Origin of the sequence: Shewanella halifaxensis HAW-EB4 (genome assembly GCF_000019185.1) — a bacterium.
Lineage (GTDB): Bacteria > Pseudomonadota > Gammaproteobacteria > Enterobacterales > Shewanellaceae > Shewanella > Shewanella halifaxensis.
In genome coordinates, this window is sequence record NC_010334.1 from 1,129,776 (window position 1) to 1,152,969 (window position 23,194).

Below are 23,194 nucleotides of genomic sequence, written 5' to 3' on the forward strand. Positions count from 1 at the left end.
AAAAAAGAGCGCTACTAGATAGCGCTACTTTTCTAATAAATAAAAACTAAAAAATAAGGAGTGTCTGATGCGCTTGTTGTCTTTGAGCATCGCTACGCTAATCGTGGCATCTTCAATTTCTGTTTCATCTACCGCTACAGCTAACCAAGATCAATTGGCGGCAAACATATGCAATTATGTTCAGGCTGATGATAAAAACCGTTTACGTAAAAAGCTTAAAGAGAGCCGTGTAAAGCTTCGTAATATATACAGCGGCGTGTCTTGTGGCGGCGACAGCTTATTGAGAACGGCGTTAAAAAGCGGTTCGAATAAAGTAGGTACCTTTGTGGCTAAACGTCTTCCTGCATCAGATTTAAACGAAGTGGAAGCCGATGGGCAGAGCATTGTCGCGTGGGCTGAAAGCAACGGTCATGGTGGCAGTGAAATCACAGTAGCGATTAAAGATCGCATTGCTGGCAGCTAGGCGCTTGAAAGCGTATCTAAAATTACTGGGCCTGTCCCAGTATTTTTTTACCCTATTTTTATAGAAAAAGAGATGACAAGAACAAGCCTATAGGCAATAAAAAGAGGCGCTAAGCCTCTATTTATATTGAACTCATAGTTAACAGCGTCAGAGCCTCACTGTGATCACTCTAGACTTTGAACTCTTTTACCGAAGCCTGTAACTCTTCGGCTAACTGTGCCACCTGATGGCTAGACTGGGCAGTTTGCTCGGCACCTGTTGAGGTCTCCTCTGAAATGGCGGCAATATGTTCTAGCTTCTCTGATACCTGCTGACTCACTAGGTTCTGCTCCTGAGCGGCATGAGCAATATGAGTTCCTGAGTCATGAGCGCGGTGTACAGCGTCGCTAATACTTTCTAGAGCATTGTTAGCTTGTTCTGTTTTTTCAACGCAGGAGCTTGCCTGTGTGCGTCCTAGGTCCATTACAGCGACGGCTTCTTGTGTCCCTTGTTGAAGGACTTCAATCATCTGTTGGATCTCTTGGGTGGAGTCTTGAGTTCTCGATGCAAGGCTGCGAACTTCATCGGCAACAACGGCAAAACCTCGGCCTTGTTCGCCTGCTCGTGCAGCTTCGATTGCAGCGTTAAGTGCGAGTAGGTTTGTCTGTTCTGCAATGCCGCGAATTACATCAAGAATAGAGCCAATGGAGGCGCTATCGGCATGCACCTTGTTGATGACTATGCTGGCTTTAGACACTTCATCGGCTAGGGCAAGAATAGTGCGCTTATTTTCGTCAGCGATTAAACGCATATGCTGGCTTTCATCATCTGCAGCTTTTATTTGGCTTAGGGCTTCATCGGCACTGGCGGTAACCTGTTGAGCGCTAGAGCTTAGCTGAGTTGTCGCCGTTGCCACTTGATCAACTTGGCTCTTTTGTTCTTGAATTCCGACAGTGGTCTGCGCCGTAATCGCGGAGGTTTCCTCGGCTGCGGCTGCAAGCTGATCAGAGCGATCTAAGATCCCTTGGATCAAGTTTCTTAGGCTATCGACAAGTTTGTTGCAGTTGGCTGACAATTTAGCGAATTCGTCATGGCCTGAGTCATCGAGCTTGTGGGTTAAGTCACCCGATGCCAACACGTTTAGTGCATGGTTTACTTTCTCGAGTGAGCGAGTCAGGGGGCGTACGACAGCGATACTCACAACGACTGCGACGATAATTGCTACCATCATCAAAAGCACTGTACGCATACTCGCGCTGTCGATGTTGGCTATGGCATCGCTACTGATCTCACGAGAGATGGATTCGATATTAGTTGTTAACGTTTTCATCTGTTGATTGACGTTAGTTGCTGCTCGTTCAACATCGGTAAGTAAACCGACTGCTGCTTGATTTAGATCGAGTTCTTTTTGTTTGAGTACGATGAGTGAGTTATTGCCTTTAACCATGCTAAACACTTTGCTCGCTTCAGCATTAAGCTCGTTAATGAGCTCCGTATCCACGACACCTTCCCAGTGGTTAGTGACGTAATCGACTTTGCTCTTGGTATCACTAACGATATAGTCTAGCTCTTTTGAAATAGTATCGAACTTTGACTTGTCGGTGCTGGCTATCAAGTCAAAGCTAGTGCTGACGATACTGCTAAAACTAAGTTCTAAATTACTTGCTGTAGCCGCTATTTCTTGTTCAACGACATCTTCGCTCATTTCCAGATCGATTAAATCAAGTAACAGAGAGGCATTGTCATCGACGGTTATTTCGATGCCATCATATTTACTGCTAATTTCCTTTGTGGTCACTAATGCTGTTTCGTGAGTCGTGATCAGCTCTTGACTAACTGTATTGAATTTTGCGTATTGATTATCAAGGTTTTGAATGATGGCATTTAAATCTGAGTTGTTGCTGACTAAAGCTGCAAGCTTTTTTAGCTCACTCTCAAAAGTCTGATTGGCTGCAGAAAATTGTGAATTAATTGCTGGGATCTCGGCCTCACTCTTACTGTGATAGGCTACTAAAATTTGTTTTTCTTGCGTCGATAGTGTTTGCGAAAGCAAATTACTAGATTCTAGGGCTGGAAGGCTTAATTCTTGTAGAACTTGAGTACTGCTTTTTAGCTGATTGTTGGTGAACCAAGACGCGGCGCCGAGTACGATTAGCAGTAAAGTGATTACCGTAAACCCACCTATCACTCTAGTGGCTACATTTAACTTCATAGGAGCTCCATTTTTATTATTTTTATCCAAGTCACAGCATCCGCTTCACACGCAGAACGAATACTTTATCGGCCAAATTTAGCGATAGTTTAACTCTTTTTTAACTTCTGTTAACGTCTTTTAATTTGCTTTGAATGATTTTTTGGTTCGACTCAAGATGCCAAAGTGTCAAGTGTTCTCCCCAGCAACAACCTGTATCTAGGGCTTGTCGGTTAGCTAGGTGAGTTTGTCCCATAATTGCGGCCCAATGGCCAAATACTACGGTATAGTCGTCAGGTAATTTGGAGGCTTGGATAAACCAAGGAACCAGTGCGTCATTATCACGATCGTGCAGTGGGGACTTACAGTCGAAATCTAAGCGTCCATCGGCTTTTAAGTAACGCATGCGGGTCAGTGCATTAATGCAATAGATCTGTTTTTCAAGCGCTGTCAGGCCTGTATGAAACTCATCTACCGAGTTGGTATACATCTCGCTGATCAGATCTTGTAAGTAGTTTTCTGACTTGAGCGCTTGGCTAACAAGATCAGCCTCATTACGTAGGGTGGTTAAGTCCCAGTTAGGCGGCACTCCAGCGTGAGTCATGATAAGCCTTTTTTCAGGCCAATCTTGATAGAGAGGCTGCAGCCTTAGCCAGTCGATAATATTATTTATATCATCCGCGGCGAGAAGGGCGGTTAAATGATCTTTTGGATTGGCCCGCTTCAATTTTCCGTGAATGGCCAGCAAGTGAAGATCATGATTACCTAGTACGACTTTGGCCGAACCAGACAAAGATTTGAAAAAACGGAGTGTCTCAAGAGAGCCTGCGCCACGAGCTACGAGATCGCCAACGGCCCATAAACAGTCCTTCGATGGATTAAAAGCGACTTTATCGAGAAGCAGAGTTAATTCATCAAAGCAGCCTTGGATATCACCTACAAAATAGTTCGCCATTTTTACCTATGTGTTGTTATTTATATTTCGTTATTAATGAAGTAAACCAGGAATTGATAAACGAAAGGCGGATATTGGGGCTTTAAACTCATCGCCATTGCTGTCGACCATGGTATAGCTGCCTTCCATCACCCCGAGTGGGGTTTCTAATACAGTGCCACTGGTATATTTATATGAGCTATTGGGTTTGATTGTCGGGGTTTCGCCTACTACGCCCGTGCCGTGAACTTCACTTTTTCGCCCATTTGAGTCGGTAATACACCAATGGCGACGTTTTAGTGTCACATCATCAGAACCGAGATTATGGATGGTAATCGTGTAACTAAATAGATATTTATCTTCATCTGGAGAGGATTGGGTTTCAATATACTCTGTTTTTACGTCGACTCTAACAGACGATGTTAATTGACTCATATAGGCCTCTAAAAGATGAAGTTTATCTGATATTTGACATCAAGCGTACGCTCTCATCTTAAAGGGACTGGGTTCGAATTAATACCAATTAATCTTTGAAAAGGGCATAAAAAAAGGGCAGTTAATGCCCTTTATTAGTTGCTTATTCAGTGAATAAGGTTACTTCTTATCGAAAACATGGTTAGCCATAGCAACGTATTGGTCGACACGGATCTGCTCTGGTCTCAGTGTTGCGTCAATACCCAACTCGGCAAAGTCTTCATCAGACAATAACTGCTTAAGGTTATTTCTAAGCGTCTTACGACGCATGTTAAATGCGGTCGTGGTTAAGTTTCTTAGTAGGTCGACATCTTTACAAGGCCAAGGCTTATTTTTGTATGGCACTAGACGCACAACCGCTGAGTCAACTTTTGGCGGTGGTGTAAAGCATCCAGGTGGCACTTCAAGTACTGGCATGACTTGACAATGGTATTGAGCCATTACGGTCAGGCGGCCATAAGCCTTAGTGCCAGGGCTTGCAGATAGTCGCAAGACGACCTCTTTTTGCAGCATAAAGTGCATGTTCTCAATATGCTGAGCAAACTCAAACAGATGGAACATAAGCGGCGTAGAGATGTTATATGGTAGGTTACCAAACACCTTCATCTGCTTGTCTTCACGCACGAGTTGATTGAAGTCAAACTTAAGCGCATCACCTTGGTGGATCTCAAGTTTGTCTTTTAGCACTGGGTGCGTTTGTAGGCGCTCAACCAAGTCTTTATCGAGTTCGACAACAATAAGCTTGTCGATACCACTCGCAACAGGTTCTGTTAGTGCCGCTAGACCGGGACCAATTTCAACCATTACATGATCGTTATCAGGTGAAATAGCACCGACAATGCGATTAATCACATTCTCGTCAGTTAAGAAGTTTTGTCCAAAACGTTTTCTGGCCGTGTGGCCTAAATGTACTTTATTGCTCATGAGGTAACTTTTATCACTAATTCTTTGCAGCCAAATCAATGGCTTTATTTAATGCGCAAACAAAACTGCCAATATCAGCAGTACCCGTGCCTGCAAGCTCTAGGGCCGTACCGTGGTCGACCGACGTTCTTATATAGGGTAATCCTAGAGTGATATTGACCGAACTGCCAAATCCTCTAGATTTTAGTACTGGAAGCCCCTGATCGTGGTACATGGCGAGTACAACGTCAGCATCTTCTAGGTATTTAGGTTGAAACAGGGTATCGGCTGGCAATGGGCCAACGATATCCATGTCGAGTTCTCTTAATTCATTGAGTGCAGGGATGATCGTATCGATCTCTTCTCTGCCTAAATGGCCGTCTTCGCCTGCATGAGGATTTAAACCACAGACATAGATCCGCGGTGCCTCAATAGCAAACTTTTCGACTAAGTCGTTATGTAAAATTTTAACTATCTGATGCAGTCTATCGCGAGTAATGGCTTTAGACACATAAGCTAATGGAATATGGGTTGTCACAAGTGCAACCTGTAAACCAGGGGCTGCCAGCATCATCACCACATCCTGACAATTTGCTTGGTTTGCAAAGAACTCAGTATGTCCACTAAACGGAATACCCGCCTGATTAATGATGCCTTTATGGACGGGGCCCGTCACTACAGCATCAAACTCACCAACCATGTTCTTTTCACCCGCAAATCTTAGGGTTTCAACAACGTAGGCACTATTGGCTTCGTTCAATTTCCCACAATGCACGTCGGCCTCAAGGGTAAAAGGCACGATAGTTAGTGTACCTGCCTCTTGCGCCTTAGGCGGCTGGTTAGGTTGGTATGGGCGTAGCGTAATCGATAGCCCAAGCTTCTTGGCTCGAGACTTGAGCAATTCAGGATCAGCACAAACGACTAGCTCAGCAGGCCAAGCCTGCTGAGCTAGTTGTATCACTAAATCGGGGCCTATCCCCGCCGGTTCACCCGGCGTGATGGCAATTCGTTTAGTTGACAATAGTATTAACCTCGGTTCGTTTCTGGCTCAAAAATATCGATAAATGCTTCAGCGCGCATCTCATCTAGCCAGTTTTGTAACTCTTCATTAAATTTACGACGATAGATCAGCTGGTGAGCGCGATTCGTATTAAATTTATCGGTTGCGTCTGTTGTGCGTCTTTCTTCTAGTTGAACAATATGCCAGCCGTGAGTTGAACGGAACGGTTCACTGTAGCCACCAATTTCAAGACTGTTTAACTCTTGGGCGAATGCTGGAACATAGATGTTTGGATCGGCCCACCCCAATTCACCGCCTTTTGCAGCTGAACCTGGATCTTCAGAGTACTGGCGTGCTAAGTCTTCAAACTTGGCCTCACCCGATTTAACTTGAGTTAGGAATCTATCCATCATGCTCTTAGCGCGTTCTTCCGAAAGAATTGGAGATGGCTTAAGTAGAATATGGCGAGACTTAACTTCTTTCACTTCTTTGGTTTCTAGACCGCGAGCATCCATAACCTTGATGATATGAAAGCCTGATGCGCTCTTAATTGGGCCTATGATATCACCCGTCTTTGCATCAGTGACCACTTCAGCAAATAAAGTTGGCATCTCGTTGATGTTCATGTAGTCCCAAATACCACCTTCTAATGCTTTAGGGCCTGAAGAGGCGGCAATAGCGATACTTCTAAAGTCATCACCATCTTTTAGTCGTTTCATGACGACTGCGGCGCGTTTACTCGCTGCTTCTAGCTGCTGACTGTTAGCGTCGCTCGGCACATCAATAAGGATATGGCCAATTTGGAACTCAACTTCTTTAAGACCTTGCTCGTTGATGAGTTTTACAAGGCTATTGATCTCCTGCGGAGAGACCTGAATACGGCGTTGGACCTGAATACGTTGAATTTCGCCTAAGGTGATCTCTTCACGCAGTTGCTCACGGTATTGAGCAAATGTGGTCCCTTCACTTTCGATTTGCGCCTTCATTTGCGCAACCGTCATTTTCTGTTCTTTTGCTATATTTTCAATCGTTTGATCTAACTGTAAGTCACCAATGTGCAGGCCAATTCTATCAGCCATCTGTAACTGAAGACGGGTTAGGATTAAACGCTCAATAACCTGAGTGCGCAGTGCTGTATCAGATGGTAATTTTTGACCCGCATTGGCAGCATTTGCCCTGATGGTCTTTACCATACCCGTCACTTCACTTTCTAAAATGATCCCTTCATTTATTTGCACTGTGACACGGTCGAGAGGTTCTGGCGCAGCGTGAATTGTCTGGCTCATTGCCAATGTTATAAGAGCAAAAATCAATTGGTTACAGCGTTTCATCCACTAAAATCCTTGGCATTTATTGAGTGTCATTTACGGCAAATACTCACCGGGTTAATGATTCTTTAGTTCTGCTTTGACTGCATGTCGTCAGCTAGGTTCAGCATTTATTTACGTTATTTATTTGCTAATTCTTCAAATAAAGCGGTTTTCGATAGTTAAATAGGCCGTCATCTAACATATCTGATACCCCTAATGGGCCAGAACCACCGAGTCCTTTGATGATAAAGTTCAGGTAGATCCCACTTTCAAATAGCTCTCGAGTATCCTGTACCGGATTATCTTCGTCAATATAATTGGTCTTGATGCGGTAATGATAACTCAAACGCACTGCCCAGCAACATGATTCATATTGAAAACCGGTATAGGTTTCTACAGCTCTGCTTTCATTGAGATCGTAATACCAGTTACCCACTAAATAGAGACTGTCGTTAATCGGCCAGGCTCCACGGAAACCCAGCTGCTTAATATCGACAGACTCATTGGTGTTAGTGTTCAGTAGATCGGGTACGTAGCGGTAGCTTGCTTGCAACAGCTTGTTGGTACCAGGGCGGTAGTCAACGGTGACTTCGCTCTTCTTATTTTCACTCTCTTTAGCGTCGTACTGAATAGAGCCACTTAAAAACCAGTCGGCGTAGAGTTGGGTGCTCAGCTCGGCTGCAATGGCTGAGTTGGACGTTCCCTCTTGAGTGAAGGTATCGTTACTACCCGGGATGTCGTTAATACCTACACGGCTGTCTTCTAGGTAAATAATTTGTCCGAGACTGAATTTAAAGACTTCGCGGTTTTGTTCGTTAAACAGCTTAGTGGTTAAGCCGAGCGTAAACTGGTTGGCATCGGCGATGCGATCTAAACCTGAAAAGCGACGATCTCTAAATAGACCGTTGTAATCCTCTTGCAACGGTGCGGTATCGTAAATCCCGATATCAGATTGATCTTGGTAGCCAACATAAAGGTATTGGAACTGCGGCTCTAATGTTTGGCGATAGTTAGTATCGAAGTAATCCGTAAAGCGCTCAAAGTTCACCTGACCATGAATACGAACTTCTGGCAGTGTTCGGTTAACTCGGTCGCGAAGTTCTGAATCAGAGAGATCTGACCTGTCATCCTGCCAATAGTTAGTTTGCAGTAGCTTGACTTCACTGGTTAGTGAGCCCGCTGGACCATGAATTGGGTAAGAGATGCTTGGCTCAAGGTGCACACGAGTCGCAGCTGAATATTCTCTATCTTGATGCTCGAAATTAGTCGCTTCACTATAAAGCTTAAAGTCTAAGCCATGCCAATAGCTTGGTGCACGGTAGTTAAAGGTAACTTGCGGCATCACCTGATAAGGTTTTTCCTCTTCACCCAGCACTTTAATATCTTGAACTCGCGCACTGAAATCCCAGTTTTGTTCAAAATAAGCAATCTCACCAATGCGGTTTAATTGGTTATCGGTGGCGCGCTGAACGTCAGAGTTTAAGTCGTTAAAATAGTTGTTATCCGATACTTCGGTATAATTAGCCAGTACGCGCCAGTTTTCATTAATCGCGCCGCTATGATCCCAGTGATACAGGTATCTATCAGGGCTATTATCTAGCTTATTATCGTTGGCTAGATATTCGAAATTTAACTGACCATGCTGTTTCTCGCCAGCTAAATACCTAAACTCTGTCTTGGTAAATAGTCCACGAGCAGACATGTAATTTGGCGTAAAAGTTAAGTCGTATTCTGGTGCGATATTCCAGTAATAAGGCGTCGCCACTTCAACACCGTTGGTAGTACTGGTGCTAAATGTTGGGAATAAAAAGCCTGATTTACGCTTATCAGATACCGGGATGGTCATGTAGGGGACATACATCACAGGGATACCTGCAATCTTAATCTTAGCGTCCCAGATCTCGCCCCACTCTTCAGAGCTATCAATCTTGATGCGATCGGCTTCTAGCAGCCAGGCTGGATCTTTACCTGGGCAAGTCGTGAAGTTAGTACCAGACAGCAATAGGTTGTTATCTGTAGTGATCTCAAGCTTTTCGGCATCGCCGTGAATTTGTTGCCCGGTAAGCCAATATTGCGCGCCACTCAATACGGCACTGTTACTGCGCATCTTCGCGACTAACGAGTCGGCGGTGACAGTAAACATAGAGTCTTGAAAAACTAAATTACCATTGGCATGAAGTTCTTCAGTTTGCTGATTCAAAATCGCTTCATCGGCAGCGATATTACGGCCGCCCTGACTGAAGTTTACATCACCATTGAAAGTTGCTTCTTTACCCATCTGGGCTGAAGAACTATCAGAGCTAATATAGATCCGCGCTAAGTCGGCTGGATTATTGATATCGTAAAGCGGTACATACGGCTTTACCGGAGGTTCAACTACGCACTGCGACGCAAGTGGCGTCACAGTTTCGGGTTCGTCTGCTAAGACTAATTGGGGAAGCAGGCTCAAGGCCAGAAAATAACGGATCTGCATCTTAGGTCAATTAATTATGATTTCTTAGTCTGGACGGTGAAAGAGGAGAAAAGTTGACCCTTTTCTGGGCAACTCAGCCAAATAATTTTTTTCAATTGCTTAGCTGATTCCATTTTGTCGTTATAATAAAGCAATTTCTTCTTAAGAGCCATGAGGTGCCCTTGTCAGATCCTAGATTTCTTCAGTTAAATGCATGGCTAAACCAGTATTTTAAGGTAAAAGTTTCCCCAAAGCTGATATCCGGCGATGCAAGTTTTAGACGATACTTCAGAGTTATCATCGATAACATCTCTTATATTGTAGTCGATTCACCACCTAACCTTATCGAGATCACCCCCTTTATTCAATTAGCTGACAGTTATTCGAAGCAGGGGATTGCCGTACCCGAAGTGATCGCCAGCGATAAAGCGCAAGGCTTTATGCTATTAAGCGATCTTGGCGATGTGCAGCTGTTATCTGTACTGGCTAAAGGCACTTTGCAGCAATACTATTCTCAAGCATTAGTGCTACTTAATGACATTGCAAGAGTGACTCGGACAGAATCTGCTGCTCTAGCTCAATACGATGCCGCTTTTGTTGTGCGAGAACTGGCGATTTTTACTGAGTGGTTAGCACTGCATCATCTGGGGCTAGATGTTGATGAGGTTAAAGCGAACACTGATGACGCCTTTAAGATATTAGTCGATAATGCGTTGGCTCAGCCACAAGTCGGCATGCACCGTGATTACCACAGTCGTAATTTAATGCTGCAAGGTGGCGAGTTAAAAGTCATCGATTTCCAAGATGCCGTGATCGGGCCTGTGACCTATGATGCGGTTTCACTATTGAGAGATTGCTACATTCGTTGGCCGGATAGCGATATTGAATCGCTAATGCAACGGCATTATGACCAGTGTGTTAGCGGTGGTCTAATTGATGCTGAGGTTAAGTTTGAGCAGTATCGACGTTGGTTTGATTTGATGGGGATCCAAAGACACCTTAAGGCCGCAGGTATTTTTGCAAGGCTTAACTATCGTGATGGCAAGCCTGCCTATATGGCTGATATTCCACTTACCCTCGAGTATATTCGGGATATTGCCGGACGTTATAACGAGCTTCAGGTACTGGGTGGTTGGATAGGTGAGGTGATCATTCCTGCGGTTAAGGCTAAGAGTAAAGGGCGGTAAATGAAAGCGATGATTTTAGCGGCTGGACGTGGAGAACGCTTACGGCCATTAACAGATACTGTTCCTAAGCCTCTAATTGAGGTGGCAGGTAAACCCTTGATTGTCTATCACATAGAAAAGCTAGCAGCTGCAGGCTTCTCTGAAATAGTCATTAATCATGCTTGGCTTGGTCATAAGTTGGTTGAGCGACTCGGTGATGGCAGTCAATGGCAGGTCAGTATCCAATACAGCGAGGAAACATCGGCCTTAGAGACTGGCGGCGGCATTAGGCAGGCGCTGAATTTGTTAGGCAATGCCCCATTTTTAGTGATCAATGGCGATATATTTATCGACGAATTGCCAACGATTAATACACTGGAGCCGGGGAAACTGGCTCACCTCTGGTTAGTGGATAACCCACAGCATCACCTTAAGGGAGATTTTACACTGCAGGGGGGCGATGTGAGTGATGTTGGGGAGTCTAGATTGACCTTCTCGGGCATGGGGATTTATCATCCTGCTCTATTTCAAGATACGCCAGAAGGCGCGTTCGCACTGGCACCTTTGCTGCGCGAAGCCATGGGAAGTAGACAGGTCAGTGGTGGCCATTTTAATCAGTATTGGTGTGATGTAGGCACGATTGAGCGACTCGCACAAATTGAAAAACGTGAAATAAAAAAGGTTAGATAATGCGTATTTGGGGTAAAGTTTTTGGCTTCATTATTGGGTATATGGCTGGTCGTTTAGGCGGCGCTATTTTTGGCCTTTGGTTAGGGCATATGTATGACCGAAGACAAAGTCAAAAAGCAGGTCTCGGTGGCGGTGGTAAACGTCAGGCTCTATTTTTTAATACCACGTTTGCAGTGATGGGGCATGTCGCTAAAGCATCGGGTCACGTGACTCAAAACGACATTCGCATGGCGAGCTCGTTAATGGATCAGCTTAACTTAAGCGGTCAAATGAGGGCCGATGCACAGGCGGCATTTCGTGAAGGCAAAGAGGCTGACTTTGATCTTAATGCTTGTCTTAAAACCTTTAGACTTATTTCGATGGGGCGTAAAGAAGTACTGCAGATGTTTTTGGAGATCCAAATTCAGACGGCGCTTGCAGACGCGCAGCTTGATAAAGAAGAACTTTCCATCTTATCTGTTGTTGCAAAGGAGCTAGGTTTTAGCCAAAAGCAACTCGATGACTTATTGGCACGTTGGCAGGCAGAATTTAACTTCCACCGCAGTGGTGGGGCGGGTAATCAGACCTCAATAAAAGATGCTTATGACTTACTCGGTGTGGCAGAGTCCATGTCTGATCAAGATATCAAAAGGGCTTACAGAAAGTTGATGAATGAGCATCATCCCGATAAGTTAGTTGCTAAGGGATTGCCGGCCGAGATGATGGAGCTTGCCAAAACAAAAGCACAAGATATTCAAGCGGCTTATGATAGAGTTAAAGGTGATCGAGGCATGCGTTAGTTATATAAATAACAAAAGTATAGGGACATATAATGAAAAGAAGTTTAGCTATATTACTGGGTTCGTTTTGTGCATTACCTGCTACGGCTGAAGTTTATGTCGCACCTTTCGGGGGCTACAGTTTCGGTGCTAGCGAGTTTGATATTGCCAGCACCGAATCGGACGAAGCGGGGAAGGTCAAAATAGCCGAGTCGCAAAACTATGGTGTCATGCTGGGCTTTACCACGAAAGATCCCGGTAATGTCTACCTGCTTTATAGCCACCAATCGACAGATTTAAAAACCGGCGATAACTTCAGTCCTAATGTGATTACCTCTATGGATGTGGATTATTTCCATGTGGGTGGCAGTCTTTATTTCCCTATGCAAAGTGTTAAGCCCTATGTCACTACCAGTCTAGGCTTAACTAATATGCGACCTGGCGGTTCTTATTCAAATGAAACCCGTTTTTCTGTGGCGCTGGGTGGCGGTGTTGAATACCAAGCGACTGAGGCATTTTCACTGTTTGCTGAAGTCAAAGGTTATGCGACCTTTATCAATGCTGATAACGCCTTGTTTTGTGGTAATGACGGCTGTCTGTGGAATATCCAGTCGGACATCATGTGGCAGGGGCAAGCCAATATTGGCGCCAGCTTTAAGTTCTAATTTGTCGTTTATAGAAGGACTTTTATAAAAGCCATTTAGTGTCGTTAATTTATAACAAGGGCTGTTTTAGATGAAAGTAGTGGTACTGGATGGATATACGCTGAATCCTGGCGATCTTAGCTGGCAAGCTTTAGCACTGTTTGGCGAGTTCACTTGCTATGATCGCAGTGCACCTAGTGAGGTGGTCGCACGAAGTTTGGATGCTGAAATTATTTTTACCAATAAGACCCAGCTCGATGAAACGACACTAAAGCAGCTACCTAAGCTTAAATATATCGGTATCCTCGCAACTGGCACCAATGTCGTCGATCTAATCGCGGCCAAAGCGCTTGGCATTGTGGTTACTAATGTGCCGGGATATGGGCCCGATGCGGTTGCACAGATGGTATTTGCGCATATCCTCCATGCCACGCAGCAGGTGGCTTTGCACTCAGATGCGGTAAAGCGTGGGCAGTGGAGTGAGTCTAAAGATTTCTGTTTTACTCTTATGCCACTGCAATCACTTAAAGGTAAGACGCTTGGATTAGTTGGCTTTGGTGATATCGGTAAAGCAGTAGCTCAGATCGCGTTGGCTTTTGGTATGAAGGTCATCGTCAATACGCGAAACCCGCAAGTTAAACTACCTGAAAACTGTCATTGGGTTGAACAAGCTACGTTATTTAAACAGGCTGATATCGTTTCCTTGCACTGCCCACTCACCGCAGCGACAGAAAATCTGGTTAACCCGCAAGTTCTTAGCATGATGAAACCTAGTGCAATATTAATTAATACAGCCCGAGGCGGACTCATCGATGAAGCTGCATTGGCGGCGGCATTGGAGCAAGGGCTGTTAGCGTTTGCTGGCGTTGATGTATTGTCAACAGAGCCACCAAGTGCTGATAATCCGCTGCTTAGCGCCAAGAATATAAGCATTTCGCCCCATAATGCGTGGGCGACGATAGAAGCGCGGCAAAACTTATTGGATATCGCGATCGACAATTTAACGCGCTTTAGCCAAGGCCAAGTGAAAAACCGAGTTAATTGAACTCCTAAGTAACTTATTCGACATTTATTCGATTCAAGATAGGGTCTTATAACAAATAAGCCTCAAACTTAACGCTAAATCTGTTTAGCAAAAGTCTGAGGCTTTTTATTGGCAAGTTTATTTATAGGACGACATTAATCTTGCTGGCTGCGTTTAGGGCTTTCTCGACAGCCTTATCGATATTAATGTCTCTTGCAAGCACTACGCCTAAGCGCCTTCTTCCATCTATTTCCGGTTTAGCGAATAATCTAACTTGAGTGTTGGGCTCGACTAAGGCTTGGGCTACGCCAGAGAATTGAATATTGCTTGATTTTCCTTCAGCTAAAATAACGGCCGATGCACTAGGTCCGTGCTGGGCGATATTACTAATCGGCAGTCCTAAGATTGCGCGTACATGCAGAGCAAACTCGGAAAGATCTTGGCTAATGAGAGTCACCATGCCAGTGTCGTGTGGGCGAGGGGAGACCTCTGAGAAATAGACTTCATCGCCTTTGATAAATAGCTCGACACCGAATAAGCCATAACCGCCCAGCGCTTCAACGACCTTCTTGCCGATAGCTTGGGACTTGGCTAGTACGACATCAGACATCACTTGTGGCTGCCAAGATTCACGGTAATCACCATCTTCTTGACGATGACCTATGGCGTCACAGAAGTGAATACCATTTACCGCACTGATAGTCAGCAGGGTGATCTCATAGTCAAAGGCAATAAAGCCTTCAACAATGACGCGTCCTTTTCCCGCGCGGCCACCTTCTTGGGCATATTGCCATGCAGCAAGGATCTGCTCTTGAGTGCGAATGACACTCTGGCCTTTACCCGAAGAGCTCATCACAGGCTTTACGACACAAGGCAGGCCGATAGTGGCTACAGCATGGTTGAACTCCTGCAGTGTATCGCAGAAAAAGTAGGGCGAGGTTGGAATCGCTAGGGTCTCGGCTGCTAAGCGGCGTATGCCTTCTCGGTCCATGGTCAACTGAGTGGCTTTAGCGGTTGGCACGATATTGACGCCTTTAGCTTCCATCTCAACTAGCGTTTGAGTGGCTATTGCTTCGAGCTCAGGGATGACTAAATCGGGCTTTTCAAGCTCGATGAGCGCCTTTAACGCCTCGGCATCAAGCATATTGATCACATGTGAGCGGTGGGCGATTTGCATCGCAGGTGCATTTGGGTAGCGATCTACACCTATCACTTCAATGCCGTAGCGTTGAAGCTCAATTGCCACCTCTTTACCCAGTTCGCCACAGCCAAGCAACATGGCGCGCTTGGCGTTTGCACATAAAGCTGTACCTATCATTTTTACTGCCTTTTTGAAGATTGTAGGGAATTTTTATTTGTCGTAGAACTTAGGTTCTCAACATTTTTTAAAGCGCAAATAGCACCATCTTTATTATTCTGCCGTAGTGTAACGTGCGGCTTATCTATCAAGGTTAGATTCAACGGCATGTGTGCACGAGATCACTACTAGCACTAAATCGATAATCGCTAATATGCCGTTTTTAGTGAAAAAAAATGGATTTGTGCGGTCAATGTTGCCAATATGCTGCTAGAGTGTTTGCGCGGGCGAGTGCCGTAAATGAGAGTTTAAAAAGGAGTGCGCCGTGTTTTTAGATTATTTTGCATTAGGAATTATATTTTTCGTTGCGATTTTTCTCTTCTATGGAGTGATCGCGATTCATGATATCCCCTATGAAATCGCCAAGAAACGTAATCATCCCCAGCAAGATGCCTTACACATTGCTGGCTGGGTGAGCTTATTTACCTTGCATGCTATCTGGCCATTTTTGTGGATCTGGGCAACCCTTTATCGTGAGGATCGTGGCTGGGGTTTCCAAGAGGTCGTAGAGAAAGAGCAAGTACTGGAAAGCGAGGTAAAAGGATTGACTGAAAGTCTCAGAAAACTGGAGCAAAGGTTAGCGGAGATGGAAGCATCTCAAACTGGTCACTCTCAGAAAGCCTCTTCTCAAACAGACAAGGCGGAGGTGTAACATGGACTTACTACTCGTACTGACCTATACCGCTATCTGTATCGCTATCTTTAAAATCTTTAAGATCCCACTGACTAAGTGGACCGTACCGACCGCAATATTGGGCGGAATCTTTATCGTCGGCGCCTTGATCTTATTGATGAACTACAACCATCCCTACACGCCGTTTGCGAAAGAGTATTTTGTGACAACGCCGATTAACCCTGCCGTTAGAGGCGTTGTGGTGTCGGTGGAGGTCGAGCCGAATACGCCAATTAAGAAAGGCGATGTGCTGTTTAGAATCGACCCAACCCCTTTCCAAGCGATAGTGAAACAAAAGCGTGCGGCGTTAGTTGCGGCAGAGCTTGAAGTGCCGCAACTTGAAGCCGCGTGGGAAACTACAAAGGCTGCAGTGACGCGAGCTACGGCCGATAGGGATAGAACCAAGTCGGCATTTGAACGTTATGAGAAAGGCCGTAAACGCGGCGGAGTTAACTCACCATTTACAGAGCTAGAACTAGACAATAAACGCCAGTTTTACTTTGCATCAGAAGCCCAGCTGACTGCAGCAAATGCAGAAGAGTTAAGAATGCGTTTAGCCTATGAGTCTAATGTTGACGGAGTCAACACTAAGGTTGCAGGTATTCAAGGTGAGCTTGAAAAAGCGCAGTTCGATCTGGATCAAACTGTGGTCAAGGCTCCGGCTGATGGTATGGTAACGCAGATGGCGCTACGTCCGGGTATTGTGGCCGTGCCTATGCCGTTAAGACCTTTGTTGAGCTTTATTCCTGATGAAGAGCGTATGTTCGTCGGTGCATTTTGGCAAAATTCATTGCTTAGATTAAAAGAGGGTGATGAAGCGGAGATCATCCTCGATGCTGCGCCGGGTCAGGTCTTTAAAGGCAAAGTAGCTAAAGTTCTGCCTGCAATGGCGGAAGGTGAAATTCAGTCATCGGGTTCATTGATATCATCGCAACGAGTGATGAATCGCGGCCGTGCGTTGGTATTAATCAAGCTTGAAGATCATGAGGTTAAAACAGAGTTCCCTGCTGGTGTTTCGGGGCACGCCGCTATCTATACCGAGCACTTTGCCCATGTCTCTATCATGCGTAAAGTCCTCTTAAGAATGCAGGGCTGGCTTAACTACCTATTCCATTAATCTGTTTGGAATTGTGGCGCTAAATTGTGGCTTATGCAGACACAAATTGAGCGACAATTGATATAAAGGGACCTAGGCGTCCCTTTCTTTTTGGGAAAATTCGTACCCTTTTACTAATCGAGCTCTGCTCAGGGACTAACATGCAAGATATTCAAGATCTCACTGCAGTGCTGCGCTCGAACACTCCGATTGTCATCATAGAGACCTATGAGGAATATCGAGTGATAGAGTTACTTAGAAAAGTCTCCAACATCCTCTATCAACCGCTATTTAGCTGGAGCATTACTCAGGGCTTAATGCGTGTCGATGGCGGCATGGGACGACAGAAGTTTAACTGTGAACCTGGTGATATTCTTGGGCAGATCAAGTCGACAAAACAGCAAGGGATCTATGTATTGTGCGACTTCCACCCCTTCGTTGAGGACGCGCCGAAAAATGTGCGTTTGCTCAAGGAGATCGCCCTAGAATATGAAGCGCTGAAACATACAGTCGTGCTTGTTAGCCATGAGTTTACTATCCCGCCAGAGATCAAACGCTACTGTGCTCACTTTAGATTGTCTCTACCCGATACGGCTCAGCTGATGAATCTGGTCTATGAGCAGATCGATAAGGTGCGCAGCCAAGGCGTAATGCTCAATGTCGATGATAGTGCGGTGGCAAAGCTTGCTGAAAACCTGCGAGGAGTCACTTTTGATGATGCTAGGCGTCTTGCCCATAAGGCGATAGTCGATGATGGCGCTGTTACTCATTCAGATGTGGATAGTATTAACCGTGGCAAGTTTGACCTACTCGATATGCAAGGCGTGCTGCACTTTGAGTATGACAGCAGTGATTTCTCTCAAGTGGCGGGTTTACATAATCTCAAGCAGTGGCTGAGTCATAGAACGCCTTCATCACAGACACTGATGCTTGAGGATAAACCTAAAGGGATCTTGCTTTTAGGTGTGCAGGGCAGTGGTAAGAGTTTAGCAGCTAAGGCCGTCGCTGGGATGTGGCAAAGACCGTTGCTAAAGATGGATATGTCTGCGCTCTATAATAAATACATCGGCGAGACGGAGAAGAACCTGCGTAAGGCGTTGGAGCTTGCTGACCTGATGTCGCCTTGCGTGCTTTGGATAGATGAAATCGAAAAGGGGCTAAGCAGCGGCAGAAGTGACGATGGCACCTCAAAGCGCATCTTAGGTACCATTTTAACTTGGATGGCGGAGCGTAAGTCCGACGTATTTTTGGTGGCTACGGCCAATGACATCAGTGCGTTACCACCAGAGCTGATGCGCAAGGGGCGTATGGATGAAATTTTCTTTGTCGATCTACCTGATACCGAGATTCGTCAGGCTATCTTTCTTATTCATCTCCAGCGGCGTCAGCTGGATCCTATGCAGTTTGATTTAGCCCAGCTTGCTAAGGTGAGCCAGGGCTTCTCTGGCGCCGAGATTGAGCAGGCGGTGATCTCTGCCATTTATACGGCTAAGGCATCGGAACGTGAGGTGGATCAGAGTGCTTTGCTTGAAGAGCTGATGAAGACGCGTCCACTGTCAGTGGTGATGCGTGAAAAACTGCAAGCGATAAGGCAATGGGCTGAGGGGCGGACGGTTAATGCTCATCAATAGCTCGCAAAGCTCGAATGACGGTGTTCTCTACAAGTATTTAGTGTTGAACCGAACGAGTGGTGTTCGGTTCATTATAGGGGAAATTATTTCTCTGTTTTAGGGGGAAACTGGGCTAGGATTTTAGCAACGGTGGCATTGGTTTCTTGTGCTTTGGCTTCTCCGCCCTCATCGAAGGTAAACTTGTCTGTACCGCGCCAGATCAGTTGGTTAGTTTTTGGGTCGATAATATCAATCTGTATGGTTTGAATTTTGGCAGTATTGCTGCCGACTGGCACATCTACACTGGTGCCGATACTCGCGCCACCAGAACTGCCCCATGTGCCTGTACCTAAGCCGATTGAAAAGCCTGAGTCTTTGGGTTTGTCATCAATTCTAAAACCATAACCCACATAAAAATCTGCTGCTTGAGTCTCAGGAATAAAACCCTGACTCGTAAGCGAATTGCTTATGGCTTGTTTAATTCTGTTAGCGCTCAGTGGATCGCTATTATCTGGTGGCGGCAGCTGCGAAAAGCTCTTTAAATTAGCAAAGTTATAATCAAGGTCGTAATCATTCTTTGGTGTAGAGCTACATGCTACGAGCAAAAAGAACGGGATAATTAACAGAGAACATAGGTAACTTGGTTTTTGTCGTTGCATCATTGAGTGACCTCTTATGAGTTGGCAAGGGGTTGATAGTTTTCTTATCGCTAAAACAGGGGGCTTTAATGACTGTATTTATTTTAGCCATTCATTGTCAAGATAGTATATGGTTAAGGGATGGAGCAGTTAGAGTTTTTTGAAATCCCCAGCCCCTGTATCGGAGTGTGTCAGAGCGACGCTAGAGGCTATTGCAAAGGGTGTTTGCGTAATCGAAACGAGCGCTTTAATTGGCTCGAGTTTTCCGATGCGCAAAAATATGATGTGATTCGTTTATGTAAGCAGCGTAAACGGAGGCGCCAGCTTGCACTGTTAAGGGCCCAAAAAGCCCAAATACTTGACGAAAGAGCAAAAGTGAACGCCAGTCTTGATTTTGACAATGCGCCAGCAATTGAGCCTGGCGATGATATCGACAATTTTAGACTTGATTAGCCGCAGGCCAGTATAAGGTAAATTGGGTAAAGCCTGGACGGCTTTGTAGGCTCACTTCACCGTGATGCCTGTCCATAATCCGCTTGATTATTGCTAAGCCTAAACCGTGTCCTTTATTGCCGTTTTTACTACTTGCGCTACGGTAGAAAGGCTCAAAGATCTTACTCTGATCTTCCTCTAAAATCCCCTCGCCATCATCGGTAACGGATAGACGCACACCATCACTGTCTTGAGAGATCTTAACGATAATATCGTCAGTTGAAAATCGCTGCGCGTTAGTGACGAGGTTTTGCAGTGCACGCTCAACTAATGATGGTTCTGCAATCAAATATATCGTCTCTTCAGGGACATCGAGAATGATTGGCGTCGGATGGTGGCTCTGTAATCGCCGGATTGTCTGCGCCACTAGGCCGTTTAAATCGCAACGTTCAAAGTTGAGCGACTCTCGCTGGGTCTCAAGACTGGCATAGGTAAGCAGCTCTTGCAGAAGATTTTCCATCTCTTTGATATCAAGCTGCATCTCATCTAAGAAGCGTTGACGTTTAGCGACATCGGACTCTGGTAGGCAGTATTGAGGCAGCAAGGCTAAGGCAAATTTAAGGCGAGCTAATGGCGTGCGGATCTCATGAGAAACCGCGTTAGAGAGATGTTTCTGGTTTTCGATAAGCGCACTAATATGAGCGGCCATATCGTTAAAGGTATTTGCTAGTGGTAATACTTGAGAGCGCTTGGTTAACTGGATCCGTGTGTTCCAGTTGGCTTGGCCAAACTCTTTGGTGGCCTTGCGCAAGGTTTTTAGATCTTTCGACAGTGGCCAGACCCAAATGAGTGCGATAAAAGCCAATAATAGATAGAAGAAAATATTGTAGATATTTCGCAAGCTGGCTACAGGGTCGATTGCGATAGGTCCGGCCATTAAGACTTGTTCACCCACAGCCACAAAATGAAACTCGTGATTGATGTCATAAGGGGTCGCAATCACTTTATCTGGGCCTAAAAGTTGCTCGCTAGAAAATGCCACTTGGTCAGAGTCGAGTAAAGTCAGGGGAAAATCAGGGTTGGCTTCGATAGCGTCTAGCATCGTTTGCCGCTCTGCTGGTGGCAGAGTTGCTAATACTTGCGCCAGAGCGACTAAAGGTGCATCGAGTGCACCTTTTTCGTCTACGTTGTTTTGCCATAAATTATCGAGTGTCCAGCCTATACCGAGAAAACCGAGGCTGAGCAGAAGATAAAGGCTAATAAAAAGACGTTTCATCTTAACCGGTTAGCAGAATTAATTATTCCATGCTTCAGGGGCAAACAGATAACCTTGACCCCAGACAGTCTTAATCCTAAAGGGGGTTTCAATATTATCGCCCAACTTCTTTCTTAGGCGTGATATACGCACATCGATCTTTCTATCTTTACCATCAAAATCAATATTGAGCAGGTATTGATAGATATATTGGCGACTCATTACTTGGCCTGCTTGTGATGCTAATAACCAAAGTAGCTCAAATTCATGACTGGTCAGGTCCACTTCGGTTTCACCTAAGCGGATCGCTTGAGTATGGGGATCGATGCTTAGTTTACCAAAGCTTAGGCAGTGAGATTCAACTTGCGCAGGTTTAGCTTGGCGACGCAGTAAATTATTAATACGTGCAACCAGCAGAGATGGGTCTACAGGCTTAACCACATAATCGTCAGCACCAAGCTCAAGTCCTTTAATTTGATCTTCATTTGAGCCTAAGGCGCTCATTAGCAAGATCGGACCTGCAAAGTAATCGGGCAGCTTCTCGCATAGGGTTAAGCCATCCATGCCTGGAAGCATGATATCGAGCAAAATAATATCAGGTTTATAGTTAATTAGGCGGGTCAGTACCGTGTCGCCTCTACGCTCTACTTCGACATGCATGCCATGCGACTTTAAGAAATCGACAATCAAATTGGCTAAACGAATATCATCTTCGACTAATAATACTCTATGCGTAGATTGAGAGTTGGTCATTAGAATAAACTCCATGGGTTTCGATATCGTCGCCTAACTTGAGGCGAAGAGGCTGGTGTAACTTTCAATTTTACACCTGCTAGTGTCTCGTGTGTATCTTTGTCTATCATTACAAACTGAATATCTCGATCAGAGCTAATATTGATGGTCAAAGAGTGAATGTCTGGTGAAGGAGAACACCATTTCTTTAGGTTTTTGTAATCAGAAATGATGCAGATTGTTTGTTTGGTTAACATTGGCCATTCTAAGGTGACTTCAATGTCGCAGGACTGTGCATTCTCTGATGTGATGCAGAGCTCAGGAGAAAGCTTAAGATCTGGCGCCGGTTCTTCAGTGCTATCAATTGCCGCAGCTGTTGCGCTCATGAGCGAGCCCAAAAGCAAACAGGACAATATTAGTTTGAATTTTGAAAACACTCGAATTAAAACCTATACGCTGCGCCTACAAAATAGGTCGTAGTGTAATCTTTATCAACAAGAGGACTGTCGACAATTTCGTCGGCGATGTCAGTGTAACGAGCAACTAAGAGTAAATTCCAGTTTTCAGTGAGTAAATACTGACCCGTAAACTCTATGCTCTTATTCAATGCAGACTCCGCTTGATATTTTTGATTCCAGTAGAGGCTCTCACTCGGCCTTACACCGTAGTAGTAATCGACGACCTCTTCACTCTTCCAGTCTAATACGGCAGCAAATTCAAAATTCCATCTGTCTAAAGGAATGTTGTAGAACCATTTCAATTTAGACTCAAGGCCACCATGAACGTCTAAAATATCATGAGCGACGCTGGCATGCACTATACCAAATCGGGTGTAAATAAAAGCCTCGGCTCCGCCAAGATATGTAAAGTTTCGATTTTCCAGTTCGCCGATAACGGGTTCTGGAGTCGCTCTGTCACTAAAGGTCGAGATCGCAGGTGAAACAGCACGCTGATTGCTGCTACCACTGAATAGGAAGATATTCGACGGATCCCAACGATAGAAGAAGGCACTGTCACTGCTAAAGGTAGTGATTAGGTTGACTGTGTAGTTTTCCCCTTCGGCCAAGGTGTAACCGATATTACCATTATCGAAGAACCAGCTGTCGCCATAGTAAGCTATGGTTGGCACGATATACAGGGGGATATCTTTGTAACCTTTTAACGGGTTTGACTTATTGCCATAGCCAAGGGCAAGGCCAAGATCCCAACGACCGACTTCAATACAGTCTGTATTGTTATCACAAGCTGTTGGGGGGGCAGCGAAAGCGGCACCCGAATATAAGCTGACTGTAAGCAGAAGTGCTAATAAGTATGGCATCTAAAACATTGACTCTTGATTACAAAATTAACAAATGAAGCTATAGGGTATCATTTATTCCGAGGTGCGGCATGGAGGATAAGATACTTGTTGCA

23 protein-coding genes are annotated in these 23,194 nt (G+C 45.1%); 10 read left to right on the forward strand and 13 right to left on the reverse strand.

Going from position 1 to position 23,194, the window contains the following annotated elements:
- The first annotated feature begins 67 nt into the window (after positions 1 to 67).
- Positions 68 to 463 carry a DUF3718 domain-containing protein gene (locus SHAL_RS04645; RefSeq protein ID WP_012276036.1) on the forward strand — a complete coding sequence of 132 codons (396 nt, stop codon included), beginning with the start codon at positions 68 to 70 and terminating at the stop codon, positions 461 to 463.
- A 169-nt stretch (positions 464 to 632) separates the two neighbouring features.
- On the opposite strand, the gene SHAL_RS04650 is transcribed toward SHAL_RS04645, so the two are convergent.
- The 7 genes from SHAL_RS04650 to lptD form a co-directional block, all read right to left on the reverse strand.
- Positions 633 to 2,654 (reverse strand): methyl-accepting chemotaxis protein, encoded by a 2,022-nt coding sequence (locus SHAL_RS04650; RefSeq protein WP_012276037.1) that lies wholly within the window; start codon positions 2,652 to 2,654, stop codon positions 633 to 635.
- Between the two features lie 100 nt (positions 2,655 to 2,754).
- A complete protein-coding gene (locus tag SHAL_RS04655; RefSeq protein ID WP_012276038.1) occupies positions 2,755 to 3,588 on the reverse strand; it encodes a symmetrical bis(5'-nucleosyl)-tetraphosphatase in 834 nt (277 codons plus the stop codon).
- A gap of 33 nt (positions 3,589 to 3,621) precedes the next feature.
- Positions 3,622 to 4,002, reverse strand: coding sequence for a Co2+/Mg2+ efflux facilitator ApaG/CorD (gene apaG, locus SHAL_RS04660; RefSeq protein ID WP_012276039.1), 381 nt, complete (start codon positions 4,000 to 4,002; stop codon positions 3,622 to 3,624).
- Positions 4,003 to 4,161: 159 nt separating this feature from the next.
- Positions 4,162 to 4,965: a 16S rRNA (adenine(1518)-N(6)/adenine(1519)-N(6))-dimethyltransferase RsmA gene (rsmA, locus tag SHAL_RS04665; protein ID WP_012276040.1), complete on the reverse strand. Its 804-nt coding sequence runs from the start codon at positions 4,963 to 4,965 to the stop codon at positions 4,162 to 4,164.
- A gap of 16 nt (positions 4,966 to 4,981) precedes the next feature.
- Positions 4,982 to 5,965 carry a 4-hydroxythreonine-4-phosphate dehydrogenase PdxA gene (pdxA, locus tag SHAL_RS04670; protein WP_012276041.1) on the reverse strand — a complete coding sequence of 328 codons (984 nt, stop codon included), beginning with the start codon at positions 5,963 to 5,965 and terminating at the stop codon, positions 4,982 to 4,984.
- A gap of 5 nt (positions 5,966 to 5,970) precedes the next feature.
- A complete protein-coding gene (gene surA, locus SHAL_RS04675) occupies positions 5,971 to 7,275 on the reverse strand; it encodes a peptidylprolyl isomerase SurA (protein ID WP_012276042.1) in 1,305 nt (434 codons plus the stop codon).
- 127 nt (positions 7,276 to 7,402) lie between these two features.
- Positions 7,403 to 9,727: an LPS assembly protein LptD gene (gene lptD, locus SHAL_RS04680; RefSeq protein WP_012276043.1), complete on the reverse strand. Its 2,325-nt coding sequence runs from the start codon at positions 9,725 to 9,727 to the stop codon at positions 7,403 to 7,405.
- Between the two features lie 155 nt (positions 9,728 to 9,882).
- Here lptD and SHAL_RS04685 point away from each other — a divergent pair, with 155 nt between their 5' ends.
- The 5 genes from SHAL_RS04685 (at position 9,883) to SHAL_RS04705 (ending at position 14,009) form a co-directional block, all read left to right on the forward strand.
- The gene (locus tag SHAL_RS04685; RefSeq protein WP_012276044.1) at positions 9,883 to 10,893 is read left to right on the forward strand and encodes an aminoglycoside phosphotransferase family protein; all 1,011 of its coding nucleotides are present in this window, start codon (positions 9,883 to 9,885) and stop codon (positions 10,891 to 10,893) included.
- Entirely contained in the window at positions 10,894 to 11,562 is a 669-nt protein-coding gene (gene murU / locus SHAL_RS04690; protein ID WP_012276045.1) for an N-acetylmuramate alpha-1-phosphate uridylyltransferase MurU, read from the forward strand.
- Positions 11,562 to 12,341 (forward strand): co-chaperone DjlA, encoded by a 780-nt coding sequence (gene djlA / locus SHAL_RS04695; protein ID WP_012276046.1) that lies wholly within the window; start codon positions 11,562 to 11,564, stop codon positions 12,339 to 12,341. The genes murU and djlA overlap by 1 nt, the downstream gene beginning before the upstream one ends.
- Positions 12,342 to 12,373: 32 nt before the next feature.
- Positions 12,374 to 12,985 (forward strand): outer membrane beta-barrel protein, encoded by a 612-nt coding sequence (locus tag SHAL_RS04700; RefSeq protein ID WP_012276047.1) that lies wholly within the window; start codon positions 12,374 to 12,376, stop codon positions 12,983 to 12,985.
- 70 nt (positions 12,986 to 13,055) lie between these two features.
- A complete protein-coding gene (locus tag SHAL_RS04705; protein ID WP_012276048.1) occupies positions 13,056 to 14,009 on the forward strand; it encodes a D-2-hydroxyacid dehydrogenase in 954 nt (317 codons plus the stop codon).
- A gap of 121 nt (positions 14,010 to 14,130) precedes the next feature.
- Here SHAL_RS04705 and purT read toward each other — a convergent pair whose 3' ends face one another.
- A complete protein-coding gene (gene purT, locus SHAL_RS04710; protein ID WP_012276049.1) occupies positions 14,131 to 15,306 on the reverse strand; it encodes a formate-dependent phosphoribosylglycinamide formyltransferase in 1,176 nt (391 codons plus the stop codon).
- A gap of 304 nt (positions 15,307 to 15,610) precedes the next feature.
- On the opposite strand from purT, the gene SHAL_RS04715 reads away from it, so the two are divergent.
- The 3 genes from SHAL_RS04715 (at position 15,611) to SHAL_RS04725 (ending at position 18,745) form a co-directional block, all read left to right on the forward strand.
- Positions 15,611 to 15,997: a DUF3302 domain-containing protein gene (locus tag SHAL_RS04715; RefSeq protein WP_012276050.1), complete on the forward strand. Its 387-nt coding sequence runs from the start codon at positions 15,611 to 15,613 to the stop codon at positions 15,995 to 15,997.
- Between the two features lies 1 nt (position 15,998).
- Positions 15,999 to 17,135: an HlyD family secretion protein gene (locus SHAL_RS04720; protein ID WP_012276051.1), complete on the forward strand. Its 1,137-nt coding sequence runs from the start codon at positions 15,999 to 16,001 to the stop codon at positions 17,133 to 17,135.
- 140 nt (positions 17,136 to 17,275) lie between these two features.
- Positions 17,276 to 18,745 (forward strand): AAA family ATPase, encoded by a 1,470-nt coding sequence (locus tag SHAL_RS04725; RefSeq protein WP_012276052.1) that lies wholly within the window; start codon positions 17,276 to 17,278, stop codon positions 18,743 to 18,745.
- Between the two features lie 83 nt (positions 18,746 to 18,828).
- Here SHAL_RS04725 and SHAL_RS04730 read toward each other — a convergent pair whose 3' ends face one another.
- Positions 18,829 to 19,386 (reverse strand): DUF4136 domain-containing protein, encoded by a 558-nt coding sequence (locus SHAL_RS04730; RefSeq protein WP_012276053.1) that lies wholly within the window; start codon positions 19,384 to 19,386, stop codon positions 18,829 to 18,831.
- A gap of 117 nt (positions 19,387 to 19,503) precedes the next feature.
- Between SHAL_RS04730 and SHAL_RS04735 the strand changes: the two genes are divergently transcribed.
- Positions 19,504 to 19,815: a DUF1289 domain-containing protein gene (locus SHAL_RS04735; protein WP_012276054.1), complete on the forward strand. Its 312-nt coding sequence runs from the start codon at positions 19,504 to 19,506 to the stop codon at positions 19,813 to 19,815.
- On the opposite strand, the gene SHAL_RS04740 is transcribed toward SHAL_RS04735, so the two are convergent.
- The 4 genes from SHAL_RS04740 to SHAL_RS04755 are packed head-to-tail and all read right to left on the reverse strand — an operon-like array spanning position 19,802 to position 23,099.
- Positions 19,802 to 21,070 (reverse strand): ATP-binding protein, encoded by a 1,269-nt coding sequence (locus SHAL_RS04740; RefSeq protein WP_012276055.1) that lies wholly within the window; start codon positions 21,068 to 21,070, stop codon positions 19,802 to 19,804. The genes SHAL_RS04735 and SHAL_RS04740 overlap by 14 nt on opposite strands.
- Positions 21,071 to 21,088: 18 nt before the next feature.
- Positions 21,089 to 21,802: a response regulator gene (locus SHAL_RS04745; RefSeq protein WP_012276056.1), complete on the reverse strand. Its 714-nt coding sequence runs from the start codon at positions 21,800 to 21,802 to the stop codon at positions 21,089 to 21,091.
- On the reverse strand, positions 21,802 to 22,167 hold the full coding sequence (locus SHAL_RS04750; protein ID WP_012276057.1) for a DUF3019 domain-containing protein: 366 nt from the start codon (positions 22,165 to 22,167) through the stop codon (positions 21,802 to 21,804). The genes SHAL_RS04745 and SHAL_RS04750 overlap by 1 nt, the downstream gene beginning before the upstream one ends.
- A gap of 56 nt (positions 22,168 to 22,223) precedes the next feature.
- Complete coding sequence (locus SHAL_RS04755) at positions 22,224 to 23,099, reverse strand: MipA/OmpV family protein (RefSeq protein WP_012276058.1); 876 nt, start codon at positions 23,097 to 23,099, stop codon at positions 22,224 to 22,226.
- Between the last annotated feature and the right edge of the window lie 95 nt (positions 23,100 to 23,194).

What these genes read in the sequence shown, in the direction of transcription:
- SHAL_RS04645 (WP_012276036.1), top strand. Translation starts at nt 68, where the DNA reads ATGCGCTTGTTGTCTTTGAGCATCGCTACGCTAATCGTGGCATCTTCA.
- SHAL_RS04650 (WP_012276037.1), bottom strand. Translation starts at nt 2,654, where the DNA reads ATGAAGTTAAATGTAGCCACTAGAGTGATAGGTGGGTTTACGGTAATC.
- SHAL_RS04655 (WP_012276038.1), bottom strand. Translation starts at nt 3,588, where the DNA reads ATGGCGAACTATTTTGTAGGTGATATCCAAGGCTGCTTTGATGAATTA.
- apaG (WP_012276039.1), bottom strand. Translation starts at nt 4,002, where the DNA reads ATGAGTCAATTAACATCGTCTGTTAGAGTCGACGTAAAAACAGAGTAT.
- rsmA (WP_012276040.1), bottom strand. Translation starts at nt 4,965, where the DNA reads ATGAGCAATAAAGTACATTTAGGCCACACGGCCAGAAAACGTTTTGGA.
- surA (WP_012276042.1), bottom strand. Translation starts at nt 7,275, where the DNA reads ATGAAACGCTGTAACCAATTGATTTTTGCTCTTATAACATTGGCAATG.
- lptD (WP_012276043.1), bottom strand. Translation starts at nt 9,727, where the DNA reads ATGCAGATCCGTTATTTTCTGGCCTTGAGCCTGCTTCCCCAATTAGTC.
- murU (WP_012276045.1), top strand. Translation starts at nt 10,894, where the DNA reads ATGAAAGCGATGATTTTAGCGGCTGGACGTGGAGAACGCTTACGGCCA.
- djlA (WP_012276046.1), top strand. Translation starts at nt 11,562, where the DNA reads ATGCGTATTTGGGGTAAAGTTTTTGGCTTCATTATTGGGTATATGGCT.
- SHAL_RS04700 (WP_012276047.1), top strand. Translation starts at nt 12,374, where the DNA reads ATGAAAAGAAGTTTAGCTATATTACTGGGTTCGTTTTGTGCATTACCT.
- SHAL_RS04705 (WP_012276048.1), top strand. Translation starts at nt 13,056, where the DNA reads ATGAAAGTAGTGGTACTGGATGGATATACGCTGAATCCTGGCGATCTT.
- purT (WP_012276049.1), bottom strand. Translation starts at nt 15,306, where the DNA reads ATGATAGGTACAGCTTTATGTGCAAACGCCAAGCGCGCCATGTTGCTT.
- SHAL_RS04720 (WP_012276051.1), top strand. Translation starts at nt 15,999, where the DNA reads ATGGACTTACTACTCGTACTGACCTATACCGCTATCTGTATCGCTATC.
- SHAL_RS04725 (WP_012276052.1), top strand. Translation starts at nt 17,276, where the DNA reads ATGCAAGATATTCAAGATCTCACTGCAGTGCTGCGCTCGAACACTCCG.
- SHAL_RS04730 (WP_012276053.1), bottom strand. Translation starts at nt 19,386, where the DNA reads ATGATGCAACGACAAAAACCAAGTTACCTATGTTCTCTGTTAATTATC.
- SHAL_RS04735 (WP_012276054.1), top strand. Translation starts at nt 19,504, where the DNA reads ATGGAGCAGTTAGAGTTTTTTGAAATCCCCAGCCCCTGTATCGGAGTG.
- SHAL_RS04740 (WP_012276055.1), bottom strand. Translation starts at nt 21,070, where the DNA reads ATGAAACGTCTTTTTATTAGCCTTTATCTTCTGCTCAGCCTCGGTTTT.
- SHAL_RS04745 (WP_012276056.1), bottom strand. Translation starts at nt 21,802, where the DNA reads ATGACCAACTCTCAATCTACGCATAGAGTATTATTAGTCGAAGATGAT.
- SHAL_RS04750 (WP_012276057.1), bottom strand. Translation starts at nt 22,167, where the DNA reads ATGAGCGCAACAGCTGCGGCAATTGATAGCACTGAAGAACCGGCGCCA.
- SHAL_RS04755 (WP_012276058.1), bottom strand. Translation starts at nt 23,099, where the DNA reads ATGCCATACTTATTAGCACTTCTGCTTACAGTCAGCTTATATTCGGGT.